At 47.6% G+C, this 26,672-nt stretch carries 17 protein-coding genes, 1 tRNA gene and 1 pseudogene; 10 read left to right on the top strand and 9 right to left on the bottom strand.

All coding sequences use genetic code 11. The annotated features are described in order from the left end of the window. Positions 1-57: 57 nt before the first annotated feature. The 5 genes from M2433_RS10540 to M2433_RS10520 are packed head-to-tail and all read left to right on the top strand — an operon-like array spanning position 58 to position 9,656. Complete coding sequence (locus tag M2433_RS10540; RefSeq protein WP_429054491.1) at positions 58-1,458, top strand: hypothetical protein; 1,401 nt, start codon at positions 58-60, stop codon at positions 1,456-1,458. Beyond that, positions 1,451-2,224, top strand: coding sequence for a chromosome partition protein MukE (locus M2433_RS10535; protein ID WP_149270400.1), 774 nt, complete (start codon positions 1,451-1,453; stop codon positions 2,222-2,224). Before M2433_RS10540 ends, M2433_RS10535 begins: the two co-directional genes overlap by 8 nt. Beyond that, a complete protein-coding gene (gene mukB / locus M2433_RS10530; RefSeq protein ID WP_429054493.1) occupies positions 2,221-6,804 on the top strand; it encodes a chromosome partition protein MukB in 4,584 nt (1,527 codons plus the stop codon). Before M2433_RS10535 ends, mukB begins: the two co-directional genes overlap by 4 nt. After that, positions 6,804-7,802 carry a hypothetical protein gene (locus M2433_RS10525; protein ID WP_429054494.1) on the top strand — a complete coding sequence of 333 codons (999 nt, stop codon included), beginning with the start codon at positions 6,804-6,806 and terminating at the stop codon, positions 7,800-7,802. The genes mukB and M2433_RS10525 overlap by 1 nt, the downstream gene beginning before the upstream one ends. A 51-nt stretch (positions 7,803-7,853) precedes the next feature. Continuing rightward, positions 7,854-9,656 carry a hypothetical protein gene (locus M2433_RS10520; RefSeq protein ID WP_429054496.1) on the top strand — a complete coding sequence of 601 codons (1,803 nt, stop codon included), beginning with the start codon at positions 7,854-7,856 and terminating at the stop codon, positions 9,654-9,656. Positions 9,657-9,721: 65 nt separating this feature from the next. On the opposite strand, the gene M2433_RS10515 is transcribed toward M2433_RS10520, so the two are convergent. After that, positions 9,722-12,142: an AAA family ATPase gene (locus tag M2433_RS10515; protein ID WP_429054498.1), complete on the bottom strand. Its 2,421-nt coding sequence runs from the start codon at positions 12,140-12,142 to the stop codon at positions 9,722-9,724. Positions 12,143-12,685: 543 nt separating this feature from the next. Between M2433_RS10515 and M2433_RS10510 the strand changes: the two genes are divergently transcribed. The 5 genes from M2433_RS10510 (at position 12,686) to M2433_RS10490 (ending at position 15,139) form a co-directional block, all read left to right on the top strand. Further along, on the top strand, positions 12,686-13,147 hold the full coding sequence (locus M2433_RS10510) for a hypothetical protein (protein WP_149270410.1): 462 nt from the start codon (positions 12,686-12,688) through the stop codon (positions 13,145-13,147). Beyond that, on the top strand, positions 13,144-13,350 hold the full coding sequence (locus tag M2433_RS10505) for a helix-turn-helix domain-containing protein (RefSeq protein WP_049841057.1): 207 nt from the start codon (positions 13,144-13,146) through the stop codon (positions 13,348-13,350). Before M2433_RS10510 ends, M2433_RS10505 begins: the two co-directional genes overlap by 4 nt. 348 nt (positions 13,351-13,698) lie before the next feature. Further along, complete coding sequence (locus M2433_RS10500) at positions 13,699-13,956, top strand: AbrB/MazE/SpoVT family DNA-binding domain-containing protein (RefSeq protein ID WP_000288812.1); 258 nt, start codon at positions 13,699-13,701, stop codon at positions 13,954-13,956. Next, the gene (locus M2433_RS10495; protein ID WP_063957609.1) at positions 13,957-14,289 is read left to right on the top strand and encodes a type II toxin-antitoxin system PemK/MazF family toxin; all 333 of its coding nucleotides are present in this window, start codon (positions 13,957-13,959) and stop codon (positions 14,287-14,289) included. Between the two features lie 490 nt (positions 14,290-14,779). After that, positions 14,780-15,139, top strand: coding sequence for a hypothetical protein (locus M2433_RS10490; protein ID WP_429054501.1), 360 nt, complete (start codon positions 14,780-14,782; stop codon positions 15,137-15,139). 336 nt (positions 15,140-15,475) lie between these two features. On the opposite strand, the gene M2433_RS10485 is transcribed toward M2433_RS10490, so the two are convergent. The 8 genes and pseudogenes from M2433_RS10485 to M2433_RS10450 all read right to left on the bottom strand — a co-directional run bounded on the left by M2433_RS10485 (position 15,476) and on the right by M2433_RS10450 (position 26,565). Then, positions 15,476-16,855 carry a DUF4062 domain-containing protein gene (locus M2433_RS10485; RefSeq protein ID WP_429054502.1) on the bottom strand — a complete coding sequence of 460 codons (1,380 nt, stop codon included), beginning with the start codon at positions 16,853-16,855 and terminating at the stop codon, positions 15,476-15,478. A 263-nt stretch (positions 16,856-17,118) separates the two neighbouring features. Then, positions 17,119-18,175: pseudogene (locus M2433_RS10480) on the bottom strand (tyrosine-type recombinase/integrase); the annotation flags it as partial. A 179-nt stretch (positions 18,176-18,354) separates the two neighbouring features. Next, positions 18,355-18,430, bottom strand: a tRNA-Asn gene (locus M2433_RS10475). A 168-nt stretch (positions 18,431-18,598) separates the two neighbouring features. Then, on the bottom strand, positions 18,599-20,788 hold the full coding sequence (locus M2433_RS10470) for a TonB-dependent siderophore receptor (protein ID WP_429054503.1): 2,190 nt from the start codon (positions 20,786-20,788) through the stop codon (positions 18,599-18,601). 26 nt (positions 20,789-20,814) lie between these two features. Further along, positions 20,815-22,140: a lysine N(6)-hydroxylase/L-ornithine N(5)-oxygenase family protein gene (locus M2433_RS10465; RefSeq protein ID WP_429054504.1), complete on the bottom strand. Its 1,326-nt coding sequence runs from the start codon at positions 22,138-22,140 to the stop codon at positions 20,815-20,817. Beyond that, entirely contained in the window at positions 22,137-23,879 is a 1,743-nt protein-coding gene (iucC, locus tag M2433_RS10460) for an aerobactin synthase IucC (protein WP_429054506.1), read from the bottom strand. The genes M2433_RS10465 and iucC overlap by 4 nt, the downstream gene beginning before the upstream one ends. Further along, complete coding sequence (locus M2433_RS10455; RefSeq protein ID WP_429054507.1) at positions 23,876-24,823, bottom strand: GNAT family N-acetyltransferase; 948 nt, start codon at positions 24,821-24,823, stop codon at positions 23,876-23,878. The genes iucC and M2433_RS10455 overlap by 4 nt, the downstream gene beginning before the upstream one ends. Continuing rightward, positions 24,823-26,565, bottom strand: coding sequence for an IucA/IucC family protein (locus M2433_RS10450; protein ID WP_429054509.1), 1,743 nt, complete (start codon positions 26,563-26,565; stop codon positions 24,823-24,825). Before M2433_RS10450 ends, M2433_RS10455 begins: the two co-directional genes overlap by 1 nt. Positions 26,566-26,672: the final 107 nt, after the last annotated feature.

The following is a 26,672-nucleotide window of genomic DNA, read 5'->3' as shown; positions in this document are numbered from 1 at the left end:
ATTTATTTGATATAACAGCATGGAGACTGAACGAGAAAAGCCGAGGTGAGCTTTATCATGGACAATGTCGCACCTACACCGCAGCAGTTTACTAGCCCACTAAGCTGCATACTGTTAAAAATCAGTAAATACCAGCCGAACTTGCATCTTACCCCTAATGAGTTTAGCTATCTGGCGGCGATGGCGATGTGGGGTATCGAGGAGTCAGGTGTCGAATCAAATAGTGAGCATTACTTTGTACAATCCGGCTACGATGAGGCCACATGTCACAGCATCATCCGTTACGTTGATGAAAGAATAAATGAGGATCCTAATACCTCCGATGTTCGGGTTAATAACTTTCTGAAACGTGCGCTGGAACAAGGATTGTTGTCACTGGCCGGAATGTCTGTCGCAGATGTGGGTGGAACATATCGTCTGACTCAGTTGGCATATGATTTGTTAAAACCTTTCCAACAATCTGATGAATTAGAAGATAAAGAAACATTAAGTCAGCGTTATCTGAGAATTGATCAGGAACTGTCCAGTTTAAATGCTACCAGCAATGGAGAAAAAATTACTGATAGTGAATGGTTGGTGAAGGTAGAACATTTTTTACCGAGCCTGAAGGATCTGCTGACGGGTGTTTTTAAAAATCAGGAATTCCTTATTTCTAAATTCCATTCAATGCGCTCCGAGATACAAACTGAAATTGGTATTTCTTTGGAAATGGAAATTCAGCAACTTCTTGAAATAATACGTACGCTGGCTGGTCAAATCAACGATTTGAGAATGTTAGTAATGAACCGTGCCGATGCGGTATTAATGCAACTGGAAATTTTGCAAAATAAAGTCGTACAAAAAGGTGGGTCTCAGAGATTAAAAATTACATTATCCTCTTTGTTTGGTTCATTAATGGATGTTCGAGAATTCGCTAATCATTCCTTAAGGGATTTATCCGGATTCTTTAGCAGTGTACTGGACCGTATACGCATCCGTATCGCGTTAGATCCCAATGCTAATCTGGGATATTTAATCGATCGTACTATTGAGTTGTTTGGTAGGTCATCATGGTCGTTAGCATTACCTTCGACCGTTAAGCTAATGCAATTACGTGAATGGGACACACCTCCGCCTCCGGCGGACAATGCGTTGTTCCTCGATGATAATGATGATGAAGAACTGGTGCGGGAGATGCCTGCGTTTCAGTTAGAAAGTTTCGCAAGGGAATTTGTTGAAAAGGCATTAAGTGATAATAAACCGGTGAGTAACACTTCTGTTATCAGAAATATTTTAAGTAAATTCCCATTCAATGAAACGGATCGCTTTCGCTTGGCACAGTGCACAATAAAAGAACTGATGAAACAGAATGACAATATCCACGACGATATCTCCCCGGAATGGGTTTTAATGGATGAGTCAGCAAATTACGAAATCGAAGAACAATGGCTAATTTCACAAGGTGATCTCAATGACTGAGCTTGAATCCACACAGGACGATCAATTTAATACATTCCTTGATGTGATGAAATCACCTCTATTCCCCATGGTAGATTATAAATTACGTAAAGGGATTAATATATTACCTGCGGATTATATGTTGTATTCATTTGTTAATCAGGCATTTAATCCGCTTTGTGAATATTACGACTGCTTGTCTTTATCTTTATGCTTTTCCAATGAATCTGTTTATTACCTACTGCCTCAGCGCCGCGGAAAAATACCCGTTGAGCGATTTAATGAGTTGCAGATGGTCACTGGTTTGATTATTGTTGCAATGGAACTCGAAAAACAGCTTAGTCAAAAAGAGTGGTTCACCACGAACCAACTGCTGGAGCGAATGAGCAATCAATTATCCGAAACCAGACTGCTGGAATTATTTCGCCGTCGTCCAGGCCAACAGACCCAATACGATTTATCTAAAATCCAGGATGAAATAAGAAAGTCGCTCATAGTGTTCGATCGCTATGCTTTTATTCAACTCTCTAAGGATCGACAATCCTTCCAGACAACACCCGCTATCTATCGTTTTATTGAACCGTTGCGAGGATTACAGCAAGAGTCAGAAATTCCACAACGCTTGGCTGAACTGATTCAGGAAGGTTACCTGGTCAATATTGATGAGGCAGCGCGGGATAGTGTAGACGAAGATTTGGCAGAGAGCGATCGTTTCTCTGCCGAAGAAGACATGGATACAACGGGCGATTTATTTGCTTCCGGAACTCATGAAGGGGAACAATTGTGAACCACTACCCTCTGATACGTAGCCTTAGTATTGTCAACATTAATGGCATTATGGCCCGAACGTTAAATCTGGTGAATCCTCACGCACTGCGCACATCGCGACAGTATGGTGGTACGGTTTCATTGTTGGGCAATAATGGTGCGGGAAAAACGTCTTTGTTGGGCGCGTTTATGTTCAGCCAGATCCCTGATATTCGCTACATTAGTTTAGGGACTAAGGATGATTTCAAAGTTTCAACATCAATAAAAGACAGCGAAATGTTTCCACGCTTAGGGCAGCCCAGTATTGTTGCTCTGGAGATTGAGGCCCGGGGGACAGGCCACCGGCATCTGTACGTCGTCAGGGCTGAAAAAAAGACAGGAACAACATTAGATACCCAGCTATTTTGTTTGAAACTTCCCGATGGCGTTAACCCACTGGATTGTTTGCTTGATCGTAAAGGACAAGTAGCTCACCCGGTAACGACAGACCAGTTACGGGATAAAGCAGCACTATTAGGATGCGCTATTCAGACATTTAAAGACCCAAATGCCTACATGTTGGCACTGTTTCAGCATGGCATTTTACCCCGAGCCTGTCAGTCACCCGATGATAAATATCGTCTGGCCCAGATCCTTCATTCAGCAATGGCCGGGCGTCTGGATAAATCGATAGAAAAACATCTCAGCGCTTATTTAATGGCCCATACTCGCGGGAATATACATTCCGTAGTGAATATGGTGCATGAGTCCATGATCAAAGTCAGACTTACGCAGCAAGACCTGCAAAATTATCAAAAGGATTATCAATTTTTTAATTCATTACTTACGTTGAGCTTATCATTTTCAGCCAATACGTGGTCAGTCATTGAGAAAGCTCTGGCGATGAATGATGAAGAGCGCACGACTATTCAGAAAGAAAAATATCGGATTGAACGTGAGCTGGAAAAAATTGAGGAAACTCTGGGTTCACTAAGGCGCAAGGAAGACGCCATAAAAGCGGAACTGTCAATAACGCAACAACAGATAAGCGATATTGAACCCCGACAGCGATGTGCTAATGGCGGTAGGATTTATTTTGATCTAGAGCAAAAAGCAATTGGTGAACTGAATAAACTTGAACCGCAGTTAGAGAGTGCGGAAGAAACAAGCAAACTCCAGCAAGGCATTGTTGATGAGCTGGAAAGAAAAAAAAGTGAGAATGAAGAAAGCCAGCTACGCACAGCCAAACAGCTGTCTAATGTCGTGTCGCGTTATGACGTTGCTCAGAAAATGGCATCGCAATATAACCACGCAAAACAGCTTTATGATGAGATTAACCAATGGAATATGGCTTTTACGCTGTCTGAATTAACCACATTCATTGAACAGTTAGCGAATCAGGAAAAAGAGGCGGGGAATGCCCTCAACCATGCAGAGCGCCAATTACGATCTCATCAGGATATACTGAATGCTTATACTTTCGCCGTAAACAGCGCACGAAAATTGGGGGATAATATCTCTCCTCCAGACGCTCAACGCTGGTTTATGGAAAAATGCGGTCAACTGGAAAAATGGCGTATCGAAAACGCTCAATTAGGTGGGCGGCAACAGCATCAAAAAACGTTACAGAGCGATCATCAAAAACAGCGGCGTCTCCAGCAGCGGCTTCGCGATGCAGGCATGCTATCGTTACCATTGAGCGATGAGGACTTTGCACAGCAACTGGCAATGCAACAAGAGCAAGAATTGCACTTAAATGAACAAAAGGAACAATTAACGCAACGTCAGACTGAAGTACAGCAACAAATTAAGCAGCTTGATATCGATATTGCTCGCTATGAGCAACAGAGCCAGCAGTGGCACCAATATCAGCCATCGGTTAGCTTTTTACGCACTATTTTTCCTGATGATGATTTGACACCGCAACGCTGCGAACAACTAATTCTTGACCATGCGTTACACATTAAATCACTTCGGCAGGTAGTCATTGGCTACGAAACGGAAATCAAACAATGCCAGGGGCGTCGCGACAAACTGAGTGGAAGAGAAGCCGGAAGTCTTGAGTATTTACGGACTCTTGCCGCTGATGTATCGGGAATATCAGTTGCTGAATTGTACGCAGATATCGAAGTACAGGACGCCGGATATTTTGAGGCAGCATTAGGGCCGTTAATGTTTGCCATACTTGTCAATGGTGATGTCGATGATGCCGCCAGACAATTGCTTACACAATACGATGAGCAATGGCCGCTTCCCGATATTTTGTTGATCAGTGTAACCCAACCTATAGACGTTTTACGCAACGGGTCGTTCGAGTCGGAATTACTTTTTAAAGATATCACCGACGAATATAACACGGTGGAGAGTATCCTCCCGCCCTGGTGTGTTATAGATGAACCGCGATACCGCCGCATCAGCCAGATACGTTCAGAGCCTGTATTAGGTGATAAAGCCCGCGAGGCGCTTATCCTTCAATTGGACCAACAGATACAACTGGCAGAAAAAAAGAGCGAGACGCTGGAACGTGAGATTGAAGACGTTGAACGTAACAACGAACATCTTAAGGCCGTTAGCGCGGCCCCCTCATTTATTTGGGATGATGAACCGCCGCTGGAGGATACTCGCCGACAGCGAAGTCATCGTCATACCGCTCTGACGGATATTGAAGAAAAACACAGAAGCGTGTCCAGTCAGTGGAAAAAAAGCCGGAATCTTTTGCTTGCGCTACAGGAATGTGAACCAGACAGTAAAATCCTGTTTCGGGATTTTTCTCAGGAGCTGGCCGAGATTGCTGATCAGATAAATTGTGCTGAAGCTGCCGGGCGTGATATCAAACGCTATCAGCCGTTAATTAATCAGATAGAAAAAGAGTATCCATTACTACGGGAAGAATACCCAGAAAATATAGAGCAAGTACGTCAGCAGGTTGCGCAGAACGAGAAAACCTGGCAAACCTCTGCAATGCGGGTTCGACTGGTGAAAGAGTTAGACAGTGTGCGTGCTCATCTAAACCCGGAATATGTTAATGCTCAGAAAATACTGGAAGATGAAGCACAAGCGCAAATACTCTTGTCAGGCGATCAAAAACGGCTGGAAAAGGAAGGCGACTGGATTAAACAAGAACTCACAAATGCAAAAAAAGAATTAGCTGAAAAAGATAAGTTTTATTCAGATATGATATCCGCGATTACTCGCCACCGCCAGAATCGTGATGATGCAAAAAATGATCTGGATAATTTGCCATTTCCCTATACATTCGGCCTGGAAACTAAACTTGCCTCACAGCTCGCGCATTTACAGGGCCAACTTGAAAAACTGAATAAAAATTTAAGAGAGTGCAATACAAAAACGGCTGAGACGCATCAGCAACGCTCAAGCGAAGAGTTAAACCTGAAAAATCAGAATGATAAGCTCACTGTCCTGACAGAGAAAATTGAACAGATAACTCAGCAGCGCAACGGAATTATAAGCGCAATAAAAGCCGATGGCTCTTATAGTGAGCTGGAACCTGCAATGCGCGAAATGCTGGTAAATTGCAAGGCACCATTACCGGGAGCGCCTTTGCTGGTCGATCAATCATTACTGACTCAACTGACCAGGCTAACTATTGAATATTCTATTTCTTCAGCCGATCCCTTCATGCAGCAATTAGCGTCCTGCGGTCAGAATACATCTGACATCGCTGAAGTCTGTGCCACGCTTTATAGCCGCGCAGTGGCGCTGTTTCGCCGCCGTGCCCGTCAGGATATCCAACGCACCACGCAACCTCGGGAAATGCTGCTGGCATTGTCTCAGGCGGCGAAAGATGCGCAGATGATGCTGGCTGAAACCGAAGCCGCGTTTCAGATGCGCCGGGATGAACTGGCCGATGCGCTATCGCGCCGGATTAACGATGAAAAAAGAGCGATAAGTCGATTAAGCGCTGAACTTACCGGAATTGGCTTTGGGCAGGTTGCCAGCGTGCGTCTGGAAGCCAGAACGGTTAAACATTTCCAGGATACTCTGAACGCCCTGAAATCAGGCGGTTATGGCATGGACGATCTCTTTTCCACGGCAGGAACCGTTACCGAAGCACTGGCTGGCCTGTATAAAAAAATCAATCAACATGAAATTGATGGTTCACATTTACTGGATCACCGTAACTACCTGGACGTAAAAACGCTAATACAGCGTCGCGGTGCAGAGCAGTTTGAACCACTGAACGCTTCCAGCCTGTCAACCGGGGAACGAATCGGCTCTGGGCTGGCAGTGCTGATTGCCGTGCTCAGGCACTGGGGACGCAGCTCTCATGGCAATAAAGAGCCTTTCACTTTGCCGCTGGTGATGGATGAGGTTTCCCGTCTGGATGCCGCCTCTCAGGCGACAGTCCACGAGCTTGCGGTAAGAACCGGGTGCCAGATGTTGGTTGCGGCCCCGGAAACGTTAGGGAAAATTACCGGAACCGGCTACCAGTTGGTGCGCATAGTCAGGACAGAGAACTCGGGGCCCAACGGGCAAACTGTTACTCGCCATCAGGTGAAAATTACCGGTGTCCGCGACGCCCAGCAGTTGCCATTTGACGTTGATGGCTATCTGGCTACAGCTGAGAATGCTGAAAGTGACGAGGTGAAAACAATCTAATGCATAATGAATTGTTTCAGTTAGGTTTCCCGGCCAGTGAACTTGGCGATATTCTTCAGCAACTGAAAGAACGGCAAATGATGTTCGAAAATGCTAAGGAAAAGTTGCTGCGAAATTATCTGGCCGAACTGGGTATTATCATCCCTTCCACGCGCAATCGCTGGCGGCTGGTGGAAAGTGAACGCCTGGAAATTCTGCTCGCGCAGGTGCAGAAACAGATACAACAACAGATCATTGGCAGAAAAGAGCATCGTCCGGCTATCCCTCGCCGCCTGCAAAGGATCCATCATAAATCAGCGTCGGCATGGCGAGGTAACAGTAAAGCAGGTCTGAGCCAACCCTTAGTCAAAGGGCAGACCGTTACCTATGATGATGTCTTGCGACTTCGTAGCCAGGGTACGGCGCTGCGACTAACGTTTACCTGCAATAACAGTGAAAACGTTCTGTTTGCAGATAATGAGAGTGAATGGCGTTCGGAGTGTTGTTTGCCAGAACGGATGCTACTTGATTTACTCTCTGTGGACATGTCATCGGCGCAACTGATCATGACCGTTGAGAATTTAGGTGCTTATGTTGATATGCCGCTTGTCGACGGTTTGATACTGATCTTTGCCCCTGGCCTGAATTATCTCCCTGCCTGCCGATGGATTTCTCAATTCGGGCAGGATATACCCTGGGTACATTTTCCCGATCTCGATCCGAATGGTTTGACGATTGCCCGGCAACTATCCCACTCATTGGCCCGACCCTTCCGGATCTGGTTACCGGACTTTTGGCCATCAGCACACCAGGTTAATGACATGATTGGGGCAGGAAAACATGCCTGGGATACTGCGCCGGATTGCCCTCAACTCAGGCAATTAAAGCAGGAACAGCGTTGGATTGAACAGGAGGTGCTGGTTGTGGACTATCGTTTTAATGCAGCGATGCAGAGGTTGGTTAATCATTCTGGTGATGAGATAGTACTTATCGAATCGACGGAAAACTCAATTGAATAAGATGTGTAGAAAAAAGAAATTAGACTTGTAGAATTCATAAGGGATAATTTAATGATTGACAGATTAGAGCTTACAAAAAATGTCCAGTTCTATGACCTTAAAATTCCTCTCGATAATGAGGAAAGAAAAATTACAAATGACGAAATTCTGAGCATTCTGAATTCTGCCGATGATAATATTGAACCAGATTCTGATTATCTGATGAATGATTTCAGGGTGGAAAGGAATTTGATTGATGCTGATGTTAATTTTATTTATTCTCTGCGCATCTTCCCTACACTAAGGCCTGTCTATTTTATGGGGGAAGCTGAAGGTGCTGAGAATTTTTACGATACAATATATGCGTTCATATTGATTCTGGAATTTGATAACAGTATAGCCATAATAAAAAAGAGCTGCGCAAATATATCTGATAAGTTAGAGAAAGATTTTAATTTAATCACAAGTCACTCATTGGCGGGAACATTTAATGATTCTGATGTTTCATTTCAGAAAATATCCACGCGAAGCATGACAAATTCGGATAAAGCTATCAGGAGTCGTTCTTTTGAGTCATCAGATCTTAAGGGGGCTTTTTCTACACATGCTGCTGGCAGATCTATACCTTACTATTTGAAACTTCGACAAGGCCCAACAATTAAGACAATTTCAGGCAGTGGCAGATTAGTTGAAGCATCACAAAGAATTAGTTTCGATGATATTGCCTCATGGTCTTACCATCAATTATGCCTTGTCAGGCAAGGTGGCGGTGTCAAAGATTTTTTAAGTTACTTTGCACAACAGAAAGAATTAAATGAAGTTATGGCATTGACTCAGCCGAACGCACTCCTCATTGAGAGTACAGCTTTGTATGAAAAAATAGAGTCTGAGGGGCTAAGAATTAAATATAAACTTCCTGACGGTAAAGATTGCTATATATCCGAGAAAAAGCTCAATAAGCTTTTCCAAAAACTAGAAAAAGTTTATGAAATTAGAAATGACTTGACGCTTGATTCAGCTATTGGTAGTGCAAAAATAAAAAGGAATAATAAAACACTTACAATAGAGTCAACTATCCTTAGACGGTTAAAAATTGTATCGAATAGTAAAGAATCCACGCTTCAGAGTTTCATATTTAAAAATGGATTTTATAGTATAACATTCCAGGATCCTCGTTATATGTATTTTATGGGGAATTGCTTTGAAGATACGTCTGGAATTTCAGAAATAAATAGTATTCTGGACATTCTTATTCCTGTTGACAATATGGATAAGGTATTAAGTGAAAAAGGTACTTTTACAAAGCTAAGTACTAAATTCTCTACGGGATCAATGTTTGATTTAGTTGAAGAAATTCATAAAAATGATGACTATATATTTTGCGACGATCTGGGGAACGAATGGGCTGACCACATAACGTTTAATAAACAAGATTCCTGCATCAGTTTCATTCATTCAAAACATGGCTCGAAGACTACGTCAGCAAGTAAATTACATGATGTCGTCGGGCAGGCAATTAAAAATCTGGGGTATATGTATTTTAGTACACCAGATTTTTTGGACAAAGTTAAAAATAAATTAAAGAAAAACTATGTAAACAACAATACGGCTACAAAGATCAATAAAATAAGGATAGGTGATACTAGAAAACTTAAAAAATATCTTGATGATTTATCAAAAGATGTCAAGTTGCACAGGAAATGTATTTTGAGCTGTTCATTTATTTCAAAAAACGAAGTTAAGCGTGAGTTTGGTAAATTACGACGTAATCAGCCAGTAAAGCCACATGTGATACAACTTTTATGGATACTGTCTTCTTTTTCTCATGCGGTTAAAGAAGTTAATGCAGTGCCAGTGATATATTGTGAAAAATGATTTTGTTAGGTCATACTTACTATGACGATGCCCGGATTAAGCCGGGCACCTGAAATATATTATTTTTATACTTCCTGGTATTCTCCAATACTTTTCAACAAGTAATTGTACTGATCAGGGTCTGATTTGTGCATTTTATCCAGAACGAAATTAGCCACCCTAGAAATCTCAGGAACCTCAAGTGGTTTAAATCCACGGTCAGGTATTGATTCAAGATGCGAATATTCATTGTTGAGGCGGTTTATCAATGCAATGGCAGTCGCATCCTCTTCGCCAAAAAATTTCTTGATCTTCTCAAATGAATCATTTTTATCATCATGCCAAGGATATTTGAAGTACAGGAATGCTTCCAGAAATTTTCTGAGATTATTTCCGAAGCCATAAAATGGTTCGTAAGATTCATTTGCCATAGCCTGATCCCGGCATTTGTAAATCTGCTGAAAAAGATAATTAAATTCCGTAATATAATCATTCAAATACGCAGGCATAAGTATAATATTACTTCCTCTGCCGTTACGTTCCAGCATGAAGTTTTCTTTGTCTTCGATGCTTCTTGCCTTGCCTTCACCCACCGTGATTTTCTTTTTAGGAATAGATAATCTTTTGAGGTATTTTAAAAAATCCAGATTATGCGTGGAAATGAAAAGTTGCTTGTATCGATAGCTATTTGAATTATCTCGATTTTTAATTGGTTTAGCTATCAATCCTTCAATCAGGCTGAACATAAAAAATATATGATTCCCATCTAAACTGGAGATTGGGTCATCAATATAAATAATAAGCTCTTTACCTTTACTCTCTGGTTCTTCCAGTTTTGCGATAAAGTAGCAAAATGCGATTAAACTACATTCACCTTCGCTTAGATTGAAGGCCGATTTTCCTCCTCGCATAATTTCAAATTTAACTGATGTTTTAATCGAATCGTCTTTGGCTTCTAATTGTATACTATCGTGCCCAAAGAAATGGTTGAGCAGTGCATTTACTTTTTCTGCCCCTTTGCGTTCATCTTTCTGCTCTCCCTGTAGCTGTGTGATCTTTGTTTCTCGTTCGATGACTTGATTTCTGGCATCAAGAAAATCAGCAGAAGCTTTGTTGGCTTCAGTATTTAAATCTTCTATGCGAATTAGTTCATTATCATAGTTAATTGTCTGAATGAAAGATGCAACATCAGTAAGTCTTAGTGCATCGCGGGCTGCATTCTTATCTTTTTCAAGCGTCTTCGTTCGGGTATTGTTTTGACTCACTAGGTTATTGATATCGCGAGAATACTGCTGGATTTTCTCAAGGGAATAATGAACGTCGGGCATTTCTAACGGTTTAAAAAGATCATTTTTTCTTGAGGTTAATACCTTTTCTAAAATTTCCAGATCTTGTTTGTAGACGGTTAATTCTTCATCAAGGTCCATTTTACTTTGTTCAAATACAATACGCTCTTCAGGATAAAACATATTCCCTGTCAAAGTCATAAATGTGGGAATCTTAACAATTGCATTTGAGATAGATGCTAAGCAGCTATCAATGTCTGATTCCAGAACTGAGGACTCCTCGTTAAAATGAGAGTCCAGAACCTGCCAGATATCGTGCGGTAGATTCTGGCGACAGAAGGCGCACGTCTCTCTTTTTTCTTTATGAAGTGAGATCCCCTGTTTTACCCATGTTTGTAAAATACTATCGTTAAGTAGTTCCTGGAGAGGCTGGGTAGGTATAATACGTCTGGAGAGGAGTTCTTCTGCAGTTTTTCTGATTTCTACGATTTTAAGATCAATATTGATCAAGGTAGTAATATCAGGAAGTGCCTCCTGTTTCAGGAGTGAAAGTTTGTGCGCCTGCTCTTCCATACTAAGATATTTAAATCCGGCTTTCTTAGTAGTTGAGATATCCTGTTTTATATTTGTAATACTGTAAACTGATTTCCCATAATCACGATTCTTTTTTATCTTGTTATTAGCGTGAGCTCTCAGTTTTTCTTCTAAGGCATCTGAAGCTGTTTGGTGGTTGGCCTTAGCCTGATTCCATTTTTTGTTTTTTTCTTCCTGATTAAAGCGAAAACCTGATTTTGTTTCTATGCTGCCAAGTTCTGCTTCTATTACTGCAATGGCATCTCCGATTTCTTTATTTTTCTCACCAACGATAGCAAATGTTTTGATTTCACCACTATCCTGATTGACAAGAAAACTGAGATTTTCGTTCACAAAATCACGATTATAGACTCTGATATCGTAGTGGTGGTTATTGATGTCAGCAGGAGTAATATTACCCTTATCGCTGTAAATGGTGAAAGATGGAGTTGCAAAGTTAGGGGGGAGATGTTTTGTTTCTAAAGCGCGAAAGATCCGTGATAATGTAGTTTTCCCCGAGTAGTTACGTCCATACAAGATATTTAGTCGTTTAAAGCTCTGAACATTATTGCCACGATCTTTAACACTCTTTCGCCAGGTAAAATCACTAAAACTACCAAAGTTAGAAATGTCAATCTGATTGATCATTGATGTATCATCCTCATAGATATCCCCTTCATACGATAGACAATCAGTCCAACTGAATCCTACCGTTCATTCCACGACCAATATTGCTGCGAACAAAGTATTCAAATACCCATATGGGCACTTTCAATACTTAAACTGATCCAGTTTAATGAGAGAAAATTGTGCATAATTTGATATGGCTCTGAAATTTCGATTTTTTACGTGCTAAAGAAAAGTTATCTTGGGGCATTGTATTTCTGCTTCTGTTTTCCATCGATGCTTCTTGCTGTCCATCCCCAATCGCAGTATCCTTACCCGGCACCTGCAAAATCAGGTGCCGGGATTGGTCTCCTGAAGATATTCCTTACTGGCGACATATGACGCTCTTTGCGTCTTTTTTATGTCGTTCACCCAGCTACATCTCTATGGTGGGCCGGGCGGAGGCGCCGCAAGGCGCACCGGTGTCCAGTAAGGCCGGTAAGACCAACTCCGTCCGGTTCCACCACCCGCAAGATTGGTCTCTTAGGTGGTGGTTCAATTAATCACTTACTGGAGGCTGCCACTATGGCTATGATCCCCACTCAAACACATTCGTTACTTGCTGTTCCCTTTAATGCCGCCACGGATTTCACCGTACTTGCCGATCACTGCGAAACCTTTGCCGAAACCCTGATTGAAAGCAACGATCCCACGCTGAAAATGGCGCTCTGCGGCAGACTCAATGCCTGTCTTACACTGTTGCAGCCCACGTTGTTAGACCCCGTTCCTCCCCATCTTATTGAAAGCCTGACCGTTGACACCCTTCCTGCAAATTTCCCCCGTTTCGAGACTGAATGCACAGAGCTTTGCCGCTACTGTCTCGCCTTGACGCAGACGCTGGCAGGGCAAGGCTTTTACTCTGAAATGGAGAAACACCTTAGCGGCCTGCTGTATGAACTGATCAACTATTTCGCCGCGGAAATGAAAGCACCGCGCTGGTTGCGCACCGCCGATGGCGTGAAGTTTATCGACGAGGTGGCCGCATGATGCGACAGGACTGGCATTCGGCCGATATTATTGCCGGGCTGAAAAAACGTGGCACTTCGCTGTCAGCACTTTCGCGTCAGGCGGGGCTGGCATCCTCCACGCTGGCTAATGCGCTTACCCGCCGCTGGCCCAAAGGTGAAAGGTTAATTGCCGAAGCGTTAGATATCGCGCCTGAGCAAATCTGGCCTTCGCGCTACCGCTGATGTTCCTGCGGCGCAGCCCGGATACGGAAGCTGCGCCGCATTTTGTTTATCCGATCCGTCATAATCCTTTGAATCGCAAAAACAGTTTTCTATTATCAGCCTTCTTTGTTACGCACTAAGCTCCCGCCTGCACGAAATGCTTCATGACCTGAAAGAAGCGCCTGAGGTATCAGGACGGTCGCCGTTTTACCGGCAATGCCGCCTTTGAAAACTGCCGGATCTGTCCTTCGATAGATTAAGGCTTTCTTCACGCTTTTTTACGCTAAGGAAATCACAATGAATCTGATGAATAATTGTGCATCGCCTGCCGTAGATGTTATATTAAAATATAATATTCGGAGGTGCTCTATGTATACAACTCGCCTGAAAAAGGTCGGCGGATCCATCATGCTGGCGGTTCCTCCCGCCGTGTTGAAAACGCTGGAGCTGTCGACGGACAGCGAAGTGGGTATGACCATTGATAATGGCTGCCTGATTATTGAACCCCAGAAACGGCCCCGCTATTCGCTTGAGGAACTGCTGGCGCAGTGCGATCCGCACGCCGAAATGAGCGAAGAGGATCGGGAATGGATTGATGCGCCTGCGGTGGGCAAGGAGATTCTGTAAATGGACAGAGGGGAAATCTGGCTTGTTTCACTGGATCCGATTGCTGGCCACGAGCAAAGTGGAAAACGTCCGGTACTCATCGTATCGAAGGCATCGTTTAACAAGCTGACCCGGCTACCGGTAGTGGTTCCCGTCACCAGCGGCGGAAACTTTGCGCGTACAGCAGGTTTCACCGTTTCACTGGAAGGGGCGGGGACCAAAACAATCGGCGTTATTCGCTGCGACCAGCCCAGAACCATTGATATGGCTGCCCGGAACGGCATGCGGCTGGAACGCATACCTGACGCCGTTGTAAATGAAGTGCTTGCGAGGCTGGATGCGATTCTGAATTAAGATCAGAAACGCAGAAAAGCAAAAAGCCTGCTTCAAAAGCAGGCTTTTCAAATTTGGCTCCTCTGATTGGACTCGAACTTCATCTGTATCGCCTGTTATTACTGGATTTTTTAAATTTAACTGTATTTTTACCAACATCAGCACATGAGCGTTAGCTCATAGAGGATGGTAATTTTCAAAAAAGATGTTAGTGCAATAGAAAGGAACAAGTTTGGCTAAGGTGAACAGAGGTTTTGGGGGAAGAGTATGCTGAAAACTTTTATATTTAACATGAGTCAATTTTTATGTGTAAATGTCAAAGTAAAAACATTGAGATGAGTGTAATAAATTGGGTATTACCATCATAGATTCTGGTGCCGATGAGTAACTAATTACCGGATAGGTCTTAGATATACTCGTTGTCGAAATTTTTTGTGTGAGGAACCGCTAAAGTATTATCTCTGAATGCCGATACTGGTGGTGTAGATTCGCAATTTAAAAGGATACTGACATGGATATTACGTTTTCAGATGCTAAAGTTCTTAACAGTTTGATGGGGCACTCTAACTTAGTTCAGTTGACATATTCTGTTTCTGATTTATGGCTAACTTCTAATTCTGTAGTTCTATATTGCTCTTCTTTTCAAATCGTAATTCTCCGCAATGAAAATAATAATGTCATCAATATTATTAATTTAAGATCAATTGGTGATGTAAACAGAGAAACGATCTTAGTTCCACCAAAACTTCTTGTCACAACATGTCTTCAAAATGAACTATCAGCAAATAGACCATTTAATATGTCATGCTGTGAGTTTTTTGATGCAAGTAATCATAAAAACCCTCTGGGGGGGTATATTTCAATCCAGTAATCATGCTTGTATACATATCGTGTAGAGAATACCAATAATAAAATTAGCTACTATAATTGTAGATTAACTATCCCTCCTTCATATAGATAATGTGAAGAGAGGGGTTTATAGATCCTAAAAATAATTGCTATGTTCAGTTTTGTTGCTGGTAAGCCTGTATTCTCGTAAAATATTATTTTTAGGCGAAGGGTTTAAAGACGGGGGATATTTATGATAAATATATTTCTATTTGATAAAATGTATATTTTAAACTATTTCATATCTGTAAAAATATAGTTTTATCATATGTGATTGAAGATTGACAAAGGCCACTTTATTACAGCGTGGCCTTTTATTTTAAATTATTTTTAGTATGAATTCTCTAGTGTTCCATTTACTGAACTCATCACAAAGAATAGAAACAGTAAATTTAAATTCACCTTTTTTTAATGGGATTAATTTGAAATCATGTGGTATTGTCGAAATGCAATCCTGTCGAACACCCTTAATTCTTCCTGTGATTACTTTTGGATTATCGTCAGAAATATAAAAGTAATCTTCATCTACAAGTGACCTTCTTAAAGATGGGATCATCGAAAGTGAGCCGTGATTATATTGCATATTGCTTCTGTGTGATAAACCAAATAAATCACGTGAAGCAAAATCTCTTATATTCCTCTCTTTCCCTTCATCCTCTTTTCTTTTAATGGCTAAATCTATTGGTGAAGTAGGAAAGTATATTGAAGGTTTTTTAATGTCCTTAATGCTTTCTGTATCTAAAATTTCAACTGCGTCGGGAAATGTTATTTTAATTGAAAGGTTATTAGCTTTAATCTCGCCGGCATTTGAAATTTGAAGTAAAGTTGAAGTTGAATGTACTTGTTCAAAGTATTTCATTTTGCTGTTGTATTCATCAACCTCCTGTGCGGAAGGGTTTCTCTCATTATAATGTGTGATATCTTCATCATATATATATGGTGTAAGATCTTCTGGAACATCAGTTCTGTAAAAATTAGGTTTAATTGTTTCTAGTTTTAATTCTGGGAGGTCATCTGGCTCTAATATTTTTAAAACTAGATTATCATCACTTAGGTCGATGTCATTAATATGAAATGAAATAATTGGTGCTTTAATCTTATTGGATTCTTCCAGTTGTTGAATTTGCTTTTTTAATTGACTATTTTCCTCCATTGCATTAACTAGTTTAGTTAATACTTCAGGATCCCCCGAATCCCCTCGAATCCATCCAGTGCGTGGCTCGTCTGTAAAAATTTTATATAATGCTGCTGATACTTTGTGAATCAGATCATCTTCGGAATTCCATAAAGAACATAATTGATCACCTTTTATTTCTTCAATCAAAAAATTAAGTTTTTTTATTTTTTCAGGATCTGACTCTCTATTGGCTCGAGTGGTTTGATAGTTTTCATCAGGAATAAAACATAGAGTAGGCAATCCAATTTCACGAGCATATCGATATTCTTTTTCTGTGAAGCTTATACCATCAACTTCTGAAATGCTGCCATAACGTTCACCAATAATTAGTATATAATAGTCGCTATTATTAATAGACTTTTGAATAGTGTTCCATTGTTCTTTACCATTTGCAGAAAACATTTCCATTCCAGCAGGAATGTGATTCATGCTCAATATATGTTCTGATATTTTCTTGCGAGTCTCAATTAGATCGCTATATGTGGAGCTTATAAATATTTGATAACGTTTGGGGGCGTTCATGTAATACTCCTTGGCCTTCTATTAACCCATGGGAATAAATAATGTACATTAATTTTTATTCTCTGGGAAGTATAATGTAAGTCATTGTGAACATATATGGACGATTGAATTTCTATTATGATTTGATTCTATATCCCGGTGGTTTAAGTTTTGGGGAGGTTCTATCGTTCTGAAATGATGTTATGGCAGGAGTTAGATCTATACTTATGTCAATATGTACCTTTTTCTCCTTAAGACGGCTTGGAAAACGCCTGATCTCATCAGGTGTTGGACTCATGCCCACAAATGTCCTTCTTCGTGTCATAGCCCATATTACGCAAGGCTTTGTTGATGGTGTTATCACTTATCGGTTTGAAACTGTCATAGCTACCCGTAAAGATAAAACCGTAATCGTTGTCATCCTCATAAGTGAGCTGTTTAATTTCTTTCAGCAACACTATTGCCTGACGACAGAGAGGGATGAAATGCTTACGCTTCATCTTGGTGCCACGGCCTGAATACCTCACGCCGTTGATGACTTCCCGCTGTTCGGGGATGACCCACAACTTGCTATTGAAATCGATCTCAGACCATCTCGCGAAGCGCAGCTCGCTGGAACGAAAAATACCAGCAGGTTAAGTTGGATCGCCAGTTTGGTGAGTCTGCGGCCTTTATAGACACTTATACGTTCAAGCAGCAACGAAATCTCTTCAAGCTCCAGAGCAGGACGGTGTTCAGTTTCTGACTTCTGAATAGAGCTTTCCAGATCGTAAGCTGGGTTATTGCGTATGAGCTGCTGTTGGACGGCATAGCGTAGAATAGACGTTACGTATTGCTTAACTCGCGTAGCAACTTCGAGATAACCAAGGGCTTCTACTTTTTTATAGGGGCTAGAAGATCGCCAGTTGAAAGGTCGGTAACGTCTCTGTTGCCAATATCCGTAAAGATGTAGGTTTCAAGTCGAGTCAATACGGTATGACGATAATTTTCTGACCATTTCTTCTTTGTAGCAAACCACGCCTTGGCAACGACCCTGAAAGAGCGTGTGTTGTCGCGTTTGGCTTTCAGCTCTTTAACTTCGGCCTGTTTCTTTGCATTAGGGTCAATGCCCTGAGCAAGGAGCCTTCTGGCCTCATCGCGGCGTTGTCTTACATCAGCAAGTGAAACAACAGGGTAAACGCCTATAGAGAATATTTTTTGCTTCCTTTCGAAGCGGTAAGCCATTTGCCAGTATCTGGAACCCTTGGGGGTAACGCGAAGGAACATACCAAAGCCATCAGTCAGCTTGTATTCCTTATCGAGGGGCTTGGCGTTTTTTACTTTAGTATCAGTAAGTGGCATAACAACATCCCCGTTTGTTGGTAAAAGCGCAATCGAACTAACATTACCAACATTTTTACCTGCAAATGGGTATGGCTTCGAGTGGTTTTTAATGAACGAGGGTGAACTTGAAGAAGGAGATAACCAACTGATAGAAATGCAGAAAACAGACGTTAGTGAACGTCTGCTTCCCTTAAATTTGGCTCCTCTGACTGGACTCGAACCAGTGACATACGGATTAACAGTCCGCCGTTCTACCGACTGAACTACAGAGGAATCGTGTGAACGAGGCGCATAGTAGCGACCTCGGTTCGCCTTGTCAAAGGGGGAAAACACGCTTTTCGCTCGTTTGCTGACAATTTCAGCAAATCGCTGATTTTATAGCAAATTTGCGTTGAAATTACACAAGGAAAAGCGCCGCCCGCAGGCAGGCGGCGCGAAGGGTTAGAACAGTACGGAGTAGTTCAGGCCAAACGTGCGTCCACGGCCCTTATAGGTATACAGGCCCGGTGCGCCGTAGGTTGGGCTATACAGCCCCGGCGCGCGCTGGCCCCAGGCGGTGGTGTAGTCTTTGTCCAGCAGGTTTTCCACGCTGAAGCTGACTTTACCCACCGGCAGGGCGTAGCTGCCCAGGAAGTCGACCGTGTTATAGCCATCGATCTTCTTGCCGTCGGCGTCTGACACGTCAAAGGTCTGCGTGCTCTGCACGCGCAGGGTCCAGTCGCCCGGCGCCCAGTTGACCCATGCGCTGGCTTTCGACGGGCTGGCGCTGTCTACCGTCAGCTTCTCCCATTTGCCGTTCTCGCGGGTTTCGGACTTAATGGCGTTGAAGTTCGCGCCCGTGCTCCAGTCGCTGTTGGTGAAGAAATAGTCCACCTGACCTTCCACCCCATAGATACGACGCTTGTCGTCTTCGAGGTTAATGGTCATGTCCGTCTTGTTGATGGTGATGGTTTTATCGGAAAGCGAGTAGTACGCCGCGACCTGCGTGCGCAGGTTATCCCCGGTATAACGCCAGCCCAGTTCGTAGGCGTTGACCTTGATCCCGTCCAGAGTCGAGTCGTTCACGTTCACGCTGTTCAGCAGGCGATAGTGGCCGTCTACAAGCTGATAGGTGCCGGAGCCGTAATATTTCGCCAGGTCCGGAATTTCGAAGCCCTGGGAGAAGTTAAACCACAGCTGCTGTTGTTCGGTCAGGCGGCCAAGGATCCCGGCGTTAAACAGGAAGTTGTTGTAATCGGTTTTCCCGCCCGGTACCGCGTCGGCGGAGGTGGCTTTCCCGGTGGCGATGGCCTGCTGCTGGGCGTAACCAACAAAGTCGTCCACCTTGTTTTCTGTGTACTGGTAACGCACGCCGCCGCTCAGGGTGATGGCGTCAATGTCGTAACTTGCCTGCAGGAACGGGGCGAGGTTGGTGATGCTGTAGCCCGGGTAACGGCCCACGTTGTAGGCGTTGTCCAGCTCCATGCCGCCGCTCGCCGCGGCTTTGCTCAGGTCGAAGAACTGCTGGTTGGCATCGAAGGTTTCGTGGTCGGCATCCACGCCCCAGGTCAGCGTCAAATCGTCCACCGGCTTGCTGTTCAGCGTCAGCTTGCCGCCGTAGAAATCGGTTTTCTGCTGGGAGGCACCGATGCTGCTCACCACACCTTTGGTCAGGGTCGGGAACGGATAATAGGTCAGGCTCTCGTCGCGGTAGTAAATCTGCGCAACCAGGTCCTGGCCCCAGAAATCGGTATTCGAGTACTGCAGGTTAATCAGATGGCGCTCGGTCCCCGGGACGCGGTCAGAGTCCAGGTTGCCTTTGTTGTACGCGTTCGCATCCCCCGTTACCGCGGAGAAGTTCTTCCCGAGATAGAGCCCGTGCTTGCCGTCGGATTCGCTCTTGTAGTACTGCGTGGTTAACTGCAGCTGCTGGTGATCGTCAATGTTGATGGTGCCTGTCCCCATCACATCGATACGGTCGGAATACTGCAGGCCGGTCTGGGTGTTATCAATAATCACCTCGTCGCCGTTGCCGTCGTACCAGCCGCCGTAGCGCTGATACGACACCGACAGACGACCGGACGCGTTATCATTGCCGCCGCTGACCGCCGCCGACACGTTCTCATCGTGATCGTTGTGGCTGTTAAAGCCGCTTTTTGCCCCTGTCTGGAACTCAACCTCGGTCTCCGGCTGGCCTTTTTTGGTGACGATGTTCACCAGACCGCCGGTACTGCCGCCGCCGTAGAGCGAGGTGGCACCGGAGATCACTTCAATGCGATCGATATTGAACGGGTCGATAGAGTCCAGCTGACGGCTGTCGCTGCGGGACGAGTTCAGACGCACGCCGTCCACCATCACCATCATGGAACGGCCGCGCAGGTTCATACCATAGTTGGTACGCCCCTGGCTGCTGACGTCCATGCCCGGGATCAGCTGCGCCAGCACGTCTTTAATCTCTTTCCCGCCCTGAACCTGCTGCTCAATTTCAGCCCGCTCAATAACCCAGGTGGTCTGCGCCATCTCCGCCACGCTGCGATGCGCGCGGCTGGCGGAGACAACGATATTTTCTTCCTTTTGTTCTTCCGCCCACGCAGAGGTAGAAAGCATTGCAAGCAAGCAAGGATTTAAAACCCAAAGATGAGAACGTTTCATTGTTATGTTGATCCTGATTGTGTGTGTCAGTACTCGGTGGTTTTTGCTAATGATTTAAAAACCGGGTTGCTGTCCGGGCTGGCGGTGGTCCGCCAGTGGATAACGCCGGGTGTGGTGGCCAGCTCAAACGGCTCGTCCGCGTGCGCGCGATTCAAAATTCGCGCCGCGCGCCAGGCCATCAGGCTGAGCTGGGGTTCGGCAATGCCGAGACGGTGCATCCCGGCATTCACGGCAAACAGGCGGTTGCTCTGCGGGCCGTCCCATTCGAGGGTGAAATCGTTGTTGATGCAGAAGGCTTCGTCCGTATCCAGCTTCAGGCGGTGGGACAGCGGCGCGAGGAACGCCGGCTGCACGGCGCGGTAGCCGGTGGCAAAAATCACTACGTCGCTGTCCAGCTGCTCGCGGCCGCCGTCGAGGTGATGCTGAATGCTCAGACGGTGTCCATTTTCCTGACGCGTCAGTGTCGTCACCGAGCGGGACGGCATAAGATGGGCCCAGGGTTTTTCACGCAGCACTTCAAAGCGGTGGTACATGGCGCGGTAAATCGCCAGCAGGGACTCGGTGGTGATCCCGTCAGAGGTCATCTTCTGCTCGTGCAGCATCTGGCGACGGGCCTCTTCACCGAGCGTGGAGAAGCTGTCCACGTACTCCGGCGTGAAGTACTCGTTGGCAAACGCGGCCTCATCCAGCGCGTTGTAATTGTTGCGGCGCGATACCCAGTTCAGGCTCAGCGGCTGGCCCCATTCGCCGCGGAAGATGTTCAAAAACAGGTCCGCACCGCTCTGGCCGCCGCCGACAACGGTAACGCGCTTGCCCGCGAGATCCGGCGTGCGCAGCATCATCTCGCTGGCGTGGAAGCAGGTATCGTCCTGCACGGTAACGCAGTCGGGCAGATTGATCTGTTTGCCAATCCCCACGCAGACGTGGCGCGCCAGGAAGCGATCGCGCTGGGTCACCACCTCAAACAGGCCGCTTTTCTCATCAAAGCTGACCTGCTGCACCTGCTGGCTGAAGGCGAGGTTAGTGAGGTTTTCCGCCGCCCAGCACAGGTAGTCCGCAAACTCCTCGCGGGAGACGGTGCGCTGCTCGGTGGTCAGAAAGCGGTAGAACTTTTTGCGCTGCACCAGGTAGTTCAGGAAGCTGTGGCGGTTGGTTGGCTCCACGGCGCTGACCAGATCCTTCAGGAAGCTGGTCTGCATGTGGCAGTCCGGCACCATCATCCCCGGGTGCCAGGAAAAGTGCGGTTTACGCTCAAGAAACAGCGAGCTAAAACCGTCCAGTCCTTCTGCGAGGGCGGCGATGCTGAGGTTAAACGGGCCAATACCAATGCCGATGAAATCATAGGTTTTCATTGCGCTGACTCCCGTGAGGCCAGAAAAAGTGGGTTATCGAGATCGGTGACATAGTTCGGCAGCATGCGGCTGCCGCCGTCGTGTTCGGAGAAGGTGAGTTTTACCGGGTTGAGGATCACGCGAATAATCTGCGGCTTGAAGAGATCGAATTTGGCGAAGCGGTCCGCCAGATCCGGGTGCGCGGCCATATAACCCCGCAAAACCTGCGCCAGAATCTGGTAGAAGCGCGTTTCGCTGACGCCGCTTTGCAGGGTAAGACGCGAAATAAAGCGCAGCACCGTTACAAAGTTGCCGGTTTGCAGGTCGTGAATAATATAATCCGCGCTCAGGCGCGCCGTGACGGCCTTCACCTGCTCCGGCAGGCTCTGCGCCTGCGGGAAGTCCTCATCCACCAGGCGCATATCGCCCTGGAAATCCTTCAGCAGGATGCGCTGCGGGACGTAATCCTTCATCACCAGCGTCACGTTCTGCCCGTGGGCGATCAGCGCCACGCCGTAGCGGCACAGCAGGTGGTAGAACGGGATCACCGTGGCTTCAAACAGCTTTTCCAGCCACGCCTCGGCGCTTAACCCCGAGCGTTTGATCCACGCGTCGATCAGCGGACACCCGGCGTTATCGGTTTCCATCAGCGCCGCCATCAGCACCGCCTGTTCACCGTCCTTTAAATAACAGGACGGGTTTTCGCGCCAGATCACCCCCAGCATCTCCTGATAGCGGTAGGGCGCTTTCGGCAATGCGGCATAGCCCGGATGCGACAGATAACCGGCTGCGGGCTCGCCCAGTACCTGCGCACCGCAGCGGGCAAGCGTCGCGTCGCTGGCGAACTGCTGCTGTAGCCAGCGCGAGGCCAGCGGCCCGGCGGCAATGTATTTGCCCGGAATGCCGCGATAGCAGGAGGTGTTGTAGATGGTCAGCGGCAGCTTGATGTCATACGGCGCGCGACGGCTGGCGTTAGTGAGCGTGCGCAGGGACTGCTGCGCCAGATACTCATCGCCAAACTCGCCCAGCTCAACCATTTCACCGCGCGCCAGCTGCGGCAGGAAATGAATGGCGATCTTCTGCTGCCACTGCCACGGGTGCAGCGGCACCGGCAGCCAGCTATCGTTCAGACCTAGCGCCTGCCAGCGGGCGTCAAAGCGGGCGCGCTCGGCGTTGTCCATCGCGCTGGCCAGCAGAGCGTTGATGTCGCAATCGGCGTCGCTGCTCCAGACCAGATGCTCCCGCTGCACGGCGACCCAGTGCAGGCGAAAACGCCCGCGGTATTCCGGCGCGTACTGACGCAGGGCATCCAGGCCCCAGCCGCGGCGGCCCTTGTTAAAAATAAACTTCGGATGGCCGCTCATTAAGCATTGCAGTTCGTCCGGGTCGAGGTGGATAAGCGCGTCGGCATCCAGCGCTTCGCGCGCCTGTAAAAGCTGAATATCCCCCCGCAGCGTGGCGTAGAGATCTTCCATATGCTCCGCCGTTTGCGCGTCGCTCATCTCCAACACCGTTGCCAGCTGCAGCAGCGCGCTCCCGGCTTCCACTGCCGCGCCGCTGAGCGTCGTCAGGCTGTTCGGATCTATATGCAGCCAGCCCCAGATCCCGCGCATGGCGCTAAACTGCCATGTTTCGCTGCCCATGGCGATTTGCCAGCGGTCCGCGCCCAGGGTTTCGGCGCGCAGGGTGCGTTCGTATTCCAGCTCGGCGAGGATCTTCGCCACCATCTCACGGTTCACTTTTTGCCAGAGTGCGTTCACAGGCCCACCTCGCTGAAGAAGCGGTGACGCTGGCTCATGATGAGGCGCGAGCGCTTGTGCGGGAAATCGAACTCTTTCACCGTGTCAAAACCGGCAGAGGAAAGGTGGCGGAACAGGCGCTGGTTGTCGAAGCGCGGCTCGGCGACGATGCGCGCGGTGCGCGGCTCATCGAGATACAGATAGTGGCTCAGGCCGCGCAGCCAGCTGCGGATGTACTGCGCGCCGCGCCAGTTTTCTTCACCGACCAGCATGTGCAGCCCGCGGTCAAACGGCTGCCAGCGATAGTGGCGGCCAATGCGGTCTTCCGGCGCCCAGTAAAGCTCAAAATAGCCGAACGGCTGGTCGTCGAAGCAGCCGATAACCGGGTAGCAATACGTTGAGTCGAGCTGGCGGCGCAGGTAGTTTTCCTGCTCGTCCTGCGGACCGGCCATCTCCCAGAAGGCGTTCACGCGCGGGTTATTCATCCAGCGGGTGAATCGCTCACCGTCCAGCGCTACGTCAGCCACGCGGAAGCTGAGGGTGCGCTTAATTTGCGGATCGTAACGGCGATACACCTCGCCCTGCGGGCGGTGAGGGCGCAGCGGGAAGTACAGCTGACGGTTCTCGTCAAACTGCATCCCGCCGCTGGTCTGCGGCCGTTCACCCTTCAGCCAGAGCGGCAGCTGCCAGAAGGCGTCGCGCGCCAGATAATCCCCGTGGGCCAGGCTAAACAGCGCCTGCGCCTGGGGTTCATTCTGCCAGGCTGCCCACGGCAGCGTGATGCCGGTTAGCGCAGGCGCGGCGATGAACAGCTGATCCAGGGCTTCGACCAGCCAGCCGTCCGGGATGTCGTGCAGGCGCTCAAGCACCGCGCTGCCGTCGAGACCCAGCGCCAGCGGCAGCGCGCGATCCGTGACGGTGCAGCGAAAGCCGTATCCTGAATGGACGATATTCGCGATGGCCATCACGCCTTCTCCTTGTAAAACGGGTTGCTAAAGTCGAAATAGATCACCGCCGGATCGGCGATGGTGTTTTCATTGCGATCGTGCAGGTAGCAGAAGAAGTTGCCTTTGCAGTTCCAGGTTGGGCTGTCCAGCACGTAGTCGAGGCAGCGGGTCTGCTTCGCGGTCTGGCGCAGGCCCACAAGCGCGTCGCGCACCCGGGACATCAGGCTCTCCTCGCTGTCGAAACCCGCGGCGGCGAGGGCGGCGGTGACGGCAAGCGTGGAGTTCAGCAGCAGGTAGTAGGGGAAGTAGCGCAGCAGCTGGCTCTCACCAAAGCGGTTTTCCACCTCGCTTTCGCCCGCCTCCTGCAGCCACGCATCGGCCCCTTCGGTCCACGCGCTGCCCTGGCAGTCGCGGTAGATAAGCCCGACGGGGAAGTCCTGCTGCATCTCAACGAGGATATTTTGCTGGTGCGCCAGCAGGACCAGACCGTAGTCCGCCTCGGCGCTGAACAGCGGAAGTAACACGCGGTCGCAATAGGCGTCCAGCCAGCAGCGCGCGGCCTGAGCTAACGGTAAATCCAGACGCTGGCTCAGCCGGCGCACCGCCGCGGCCAGCAGGCTGTCACCGCCGTCCGGCGCGGCCTGGGTCAGGCTCACCAGCACGTTAGTCTGCGTAGCCGGCGTGTCAAACAGCAGGTTGACGCGCAGGGCCATCAGGCTCTCTTCCTGAACGGCACCGCTTTCGTCACGCAGCCCGGCCCAGCCGTCCTCCTGCATGACGCGCATGGTAGGGTAGCGCGCCTGGAGCTCTTGCCAGCGCGCCGTTTTTGCCAGACGCGCCAGGCGCATCCCGCGCTTAACCTCTTTCACCGACAGCGTGCGCACGGAGTTCGTCAGGCGCACGCTGAGGGAGAACTTAATCATGTCGCTATTGGTTTCGCTGTACAGCGAGCGCGAGGAGCTGGTGGGCAGCCACTGCGCGCCCGCTTCACCCAGGTCCAGCAGGGCCTCTTTTTCCACCAGACGCTGGCACCACTCCTGCTGCAGCAGATAGTCGGCCTGCCACGGGTGCATCGGCAGCAGCCAGCGGGTGTCGGTGAAGTGGCCGAGCAGCTCAGGCGCGCTCTGGGCGGCGAAGCGCAGCAGGCGTTCACGCAGGGAGACGTTCAGGCTGTCGCCGGCAATCAGCGTGCTCTCAACGGCAAACCAGCGCAGCGGGAAGCGGGAGGCGAAGTCGGGTAAATAGCGGCGCGCTTCGATTTCGTCAAACGGCTCGTGCGACTTCGGTGCCGGGTGAAACGCATGGCCGACCAGCAGCGCCTGTTCCGCGTCGGCAAACGTTAGCGGCTTATCGCGCAGGGTTGCCCAGCCGTGGCGTAAATCGATTGCCTGCCAGGTATGCACATGGCTTTCGAGGACGCGCTGCTTAAAACGCGACAGCGTAGCGGCATCGAGAGAGCCTTTTACGGACGGTTTTTCAAGAAGTAAATCAACCAGTTGGGGGAATGTGACGGTGTCACCGTCATCGCTGTCGCTCTGAATAAGGGTTGCCGGGAAACGGTACTGATGATGCTGGGTGGGAGAGAAATAGCGTACCGGAACCCGAATAGCCTGGGTTTGAGAAAGCGGGATATGAATCTGCGGTAGCGCACCCTCAGTGGCAGAGGGGAGATAGCGCCAGTCCTTCGTTTCGCGCAGCAGGGCGTTTAAAAAACACTGGGCTGCAACGTCTGTACCGGCCGCGCGGGGCAGAGCACGCATAGATGTACCTCATTCCATGATTGATAATAATTCTCGTTATGATATTCATTCTGTTTACAGTCGCAACCATTTTTGCAATATTTGTTTTCATAAACTTCATGATTTCC

It is taken from the genome of Enterobacter sp. AC1 (assembly GCF_050434705.1).
In the GTDB taxonomy this organism is placed as follows: domain Bacteria; phylum Pseudomonadota; class Gammaproteobacteria; order Enterobacterales; family Enterobacteriaceae; genus Enterobacter; species Enterobacter cloacae_L.
The sequence above is the reverse complement of the archived record's forward strand: the minus strand, read 5'-3'. Positions and strand labels throughout refer to the sequence as shown.

Coding starts and splice junctions, on each gene's coding strand:
- M2433_RS10450 (WP_429054509.1), bottom strand. CDS start 26,565: ATGCGTGCTCTGCCCCGCGCGGCCGGTACAGACGTTGCAGCCCAGTGT.
- M2433_RS10535 (WP_149270400.1), top strand. CDS start 1,451: ATGACTGAGCTTGAATCCACACAGGACGATCAATTTAATACATTCCTT.
- M2433_RS10495 (WP_063957609.1), top strand. CDS start 13,957: ATGGACAGAGGGGAAATCTGGCTTGTTTCACTGGATCCGATTGCTGGC.
- M2433_RS10525 (WP_429054494.1), top strand. CDS start 6,804: ATGCATAATGAATTGTTTCAGTTAGGTTTCCCGGCCAGTGAACTTGGC.
- M2433_RS10540 (WP_429054491.1), top strand. CDS start 58: ATGGACAATGTCGCACCTACACCGCAGCAGTTTACTAGCCCACTAAGC.
- M2433_RS10520 (WP_429054496.1), top strand. CDS start 7,854: ATGATTGACAGATTAGAGCTTACAAAAAATGTCCAGTTCTATGACCTT.
- M2433_RS10485 (WP_429054502.1), bottom strand. CDS start 16,855: ATGAACGCCCCCAAACGTTATCAAATATTTATAAGCTCCACATATAGC.
- M2433_RS10505 (WP_049841057.1), top strand. CDS start 13,144: ATGATGCGACAGGACTGGCATTCGGCCGATATTATTGCCGGGCTGAAA.
- M2433_RS10490 (WP_429054501.1), top strand. CDS start 14,780: ATGGATATTACGTTTTCAGATGCTAAAGTTCTTAACAGTTTGATGGGG.
- M2433_RS10455 (WP_429054507.1), bottom strand. CDS start 24,823: ATGGCCATCGCGAATATCGTCCATTCAGGATACGGCTTTCGCTGCACC.
- M2433_RS10470 (WP_429054503.1), bottom strand. CDS start 20,788: ATGAAACGTTCTCATCTTTGGGTTTTAAATCCTTGCTTGCTTGCAATG.
- M2433_RS10500 (WP_000288812.1), top strand. CDS start 13,699: ATGTATACAACTCGCCTGAAAAAGGTCGGCGGATCCATCATGCTGGCG.
- M2433_RS10465 (WP_429054504.1), bottom strand. CDS start 22,140: ATGAAAACCTATGATTTCATCGGCATTGGTATTGGCCCGTTTAACCTC.
- M2433_RS10510 (WP_149270410.1), top strand. CDS start 12,686: ATGGCTATGATCCCCACTCAAACACATTCGTTACTTGCTGTTCCCTTT.
- M2433_RS10515 (WP_429054498.1), bottom strand. CDS start 12,142: ATGATCAATCAGATTGACATTTCTAACTTTGGTAGTTTTAGTGATTTT.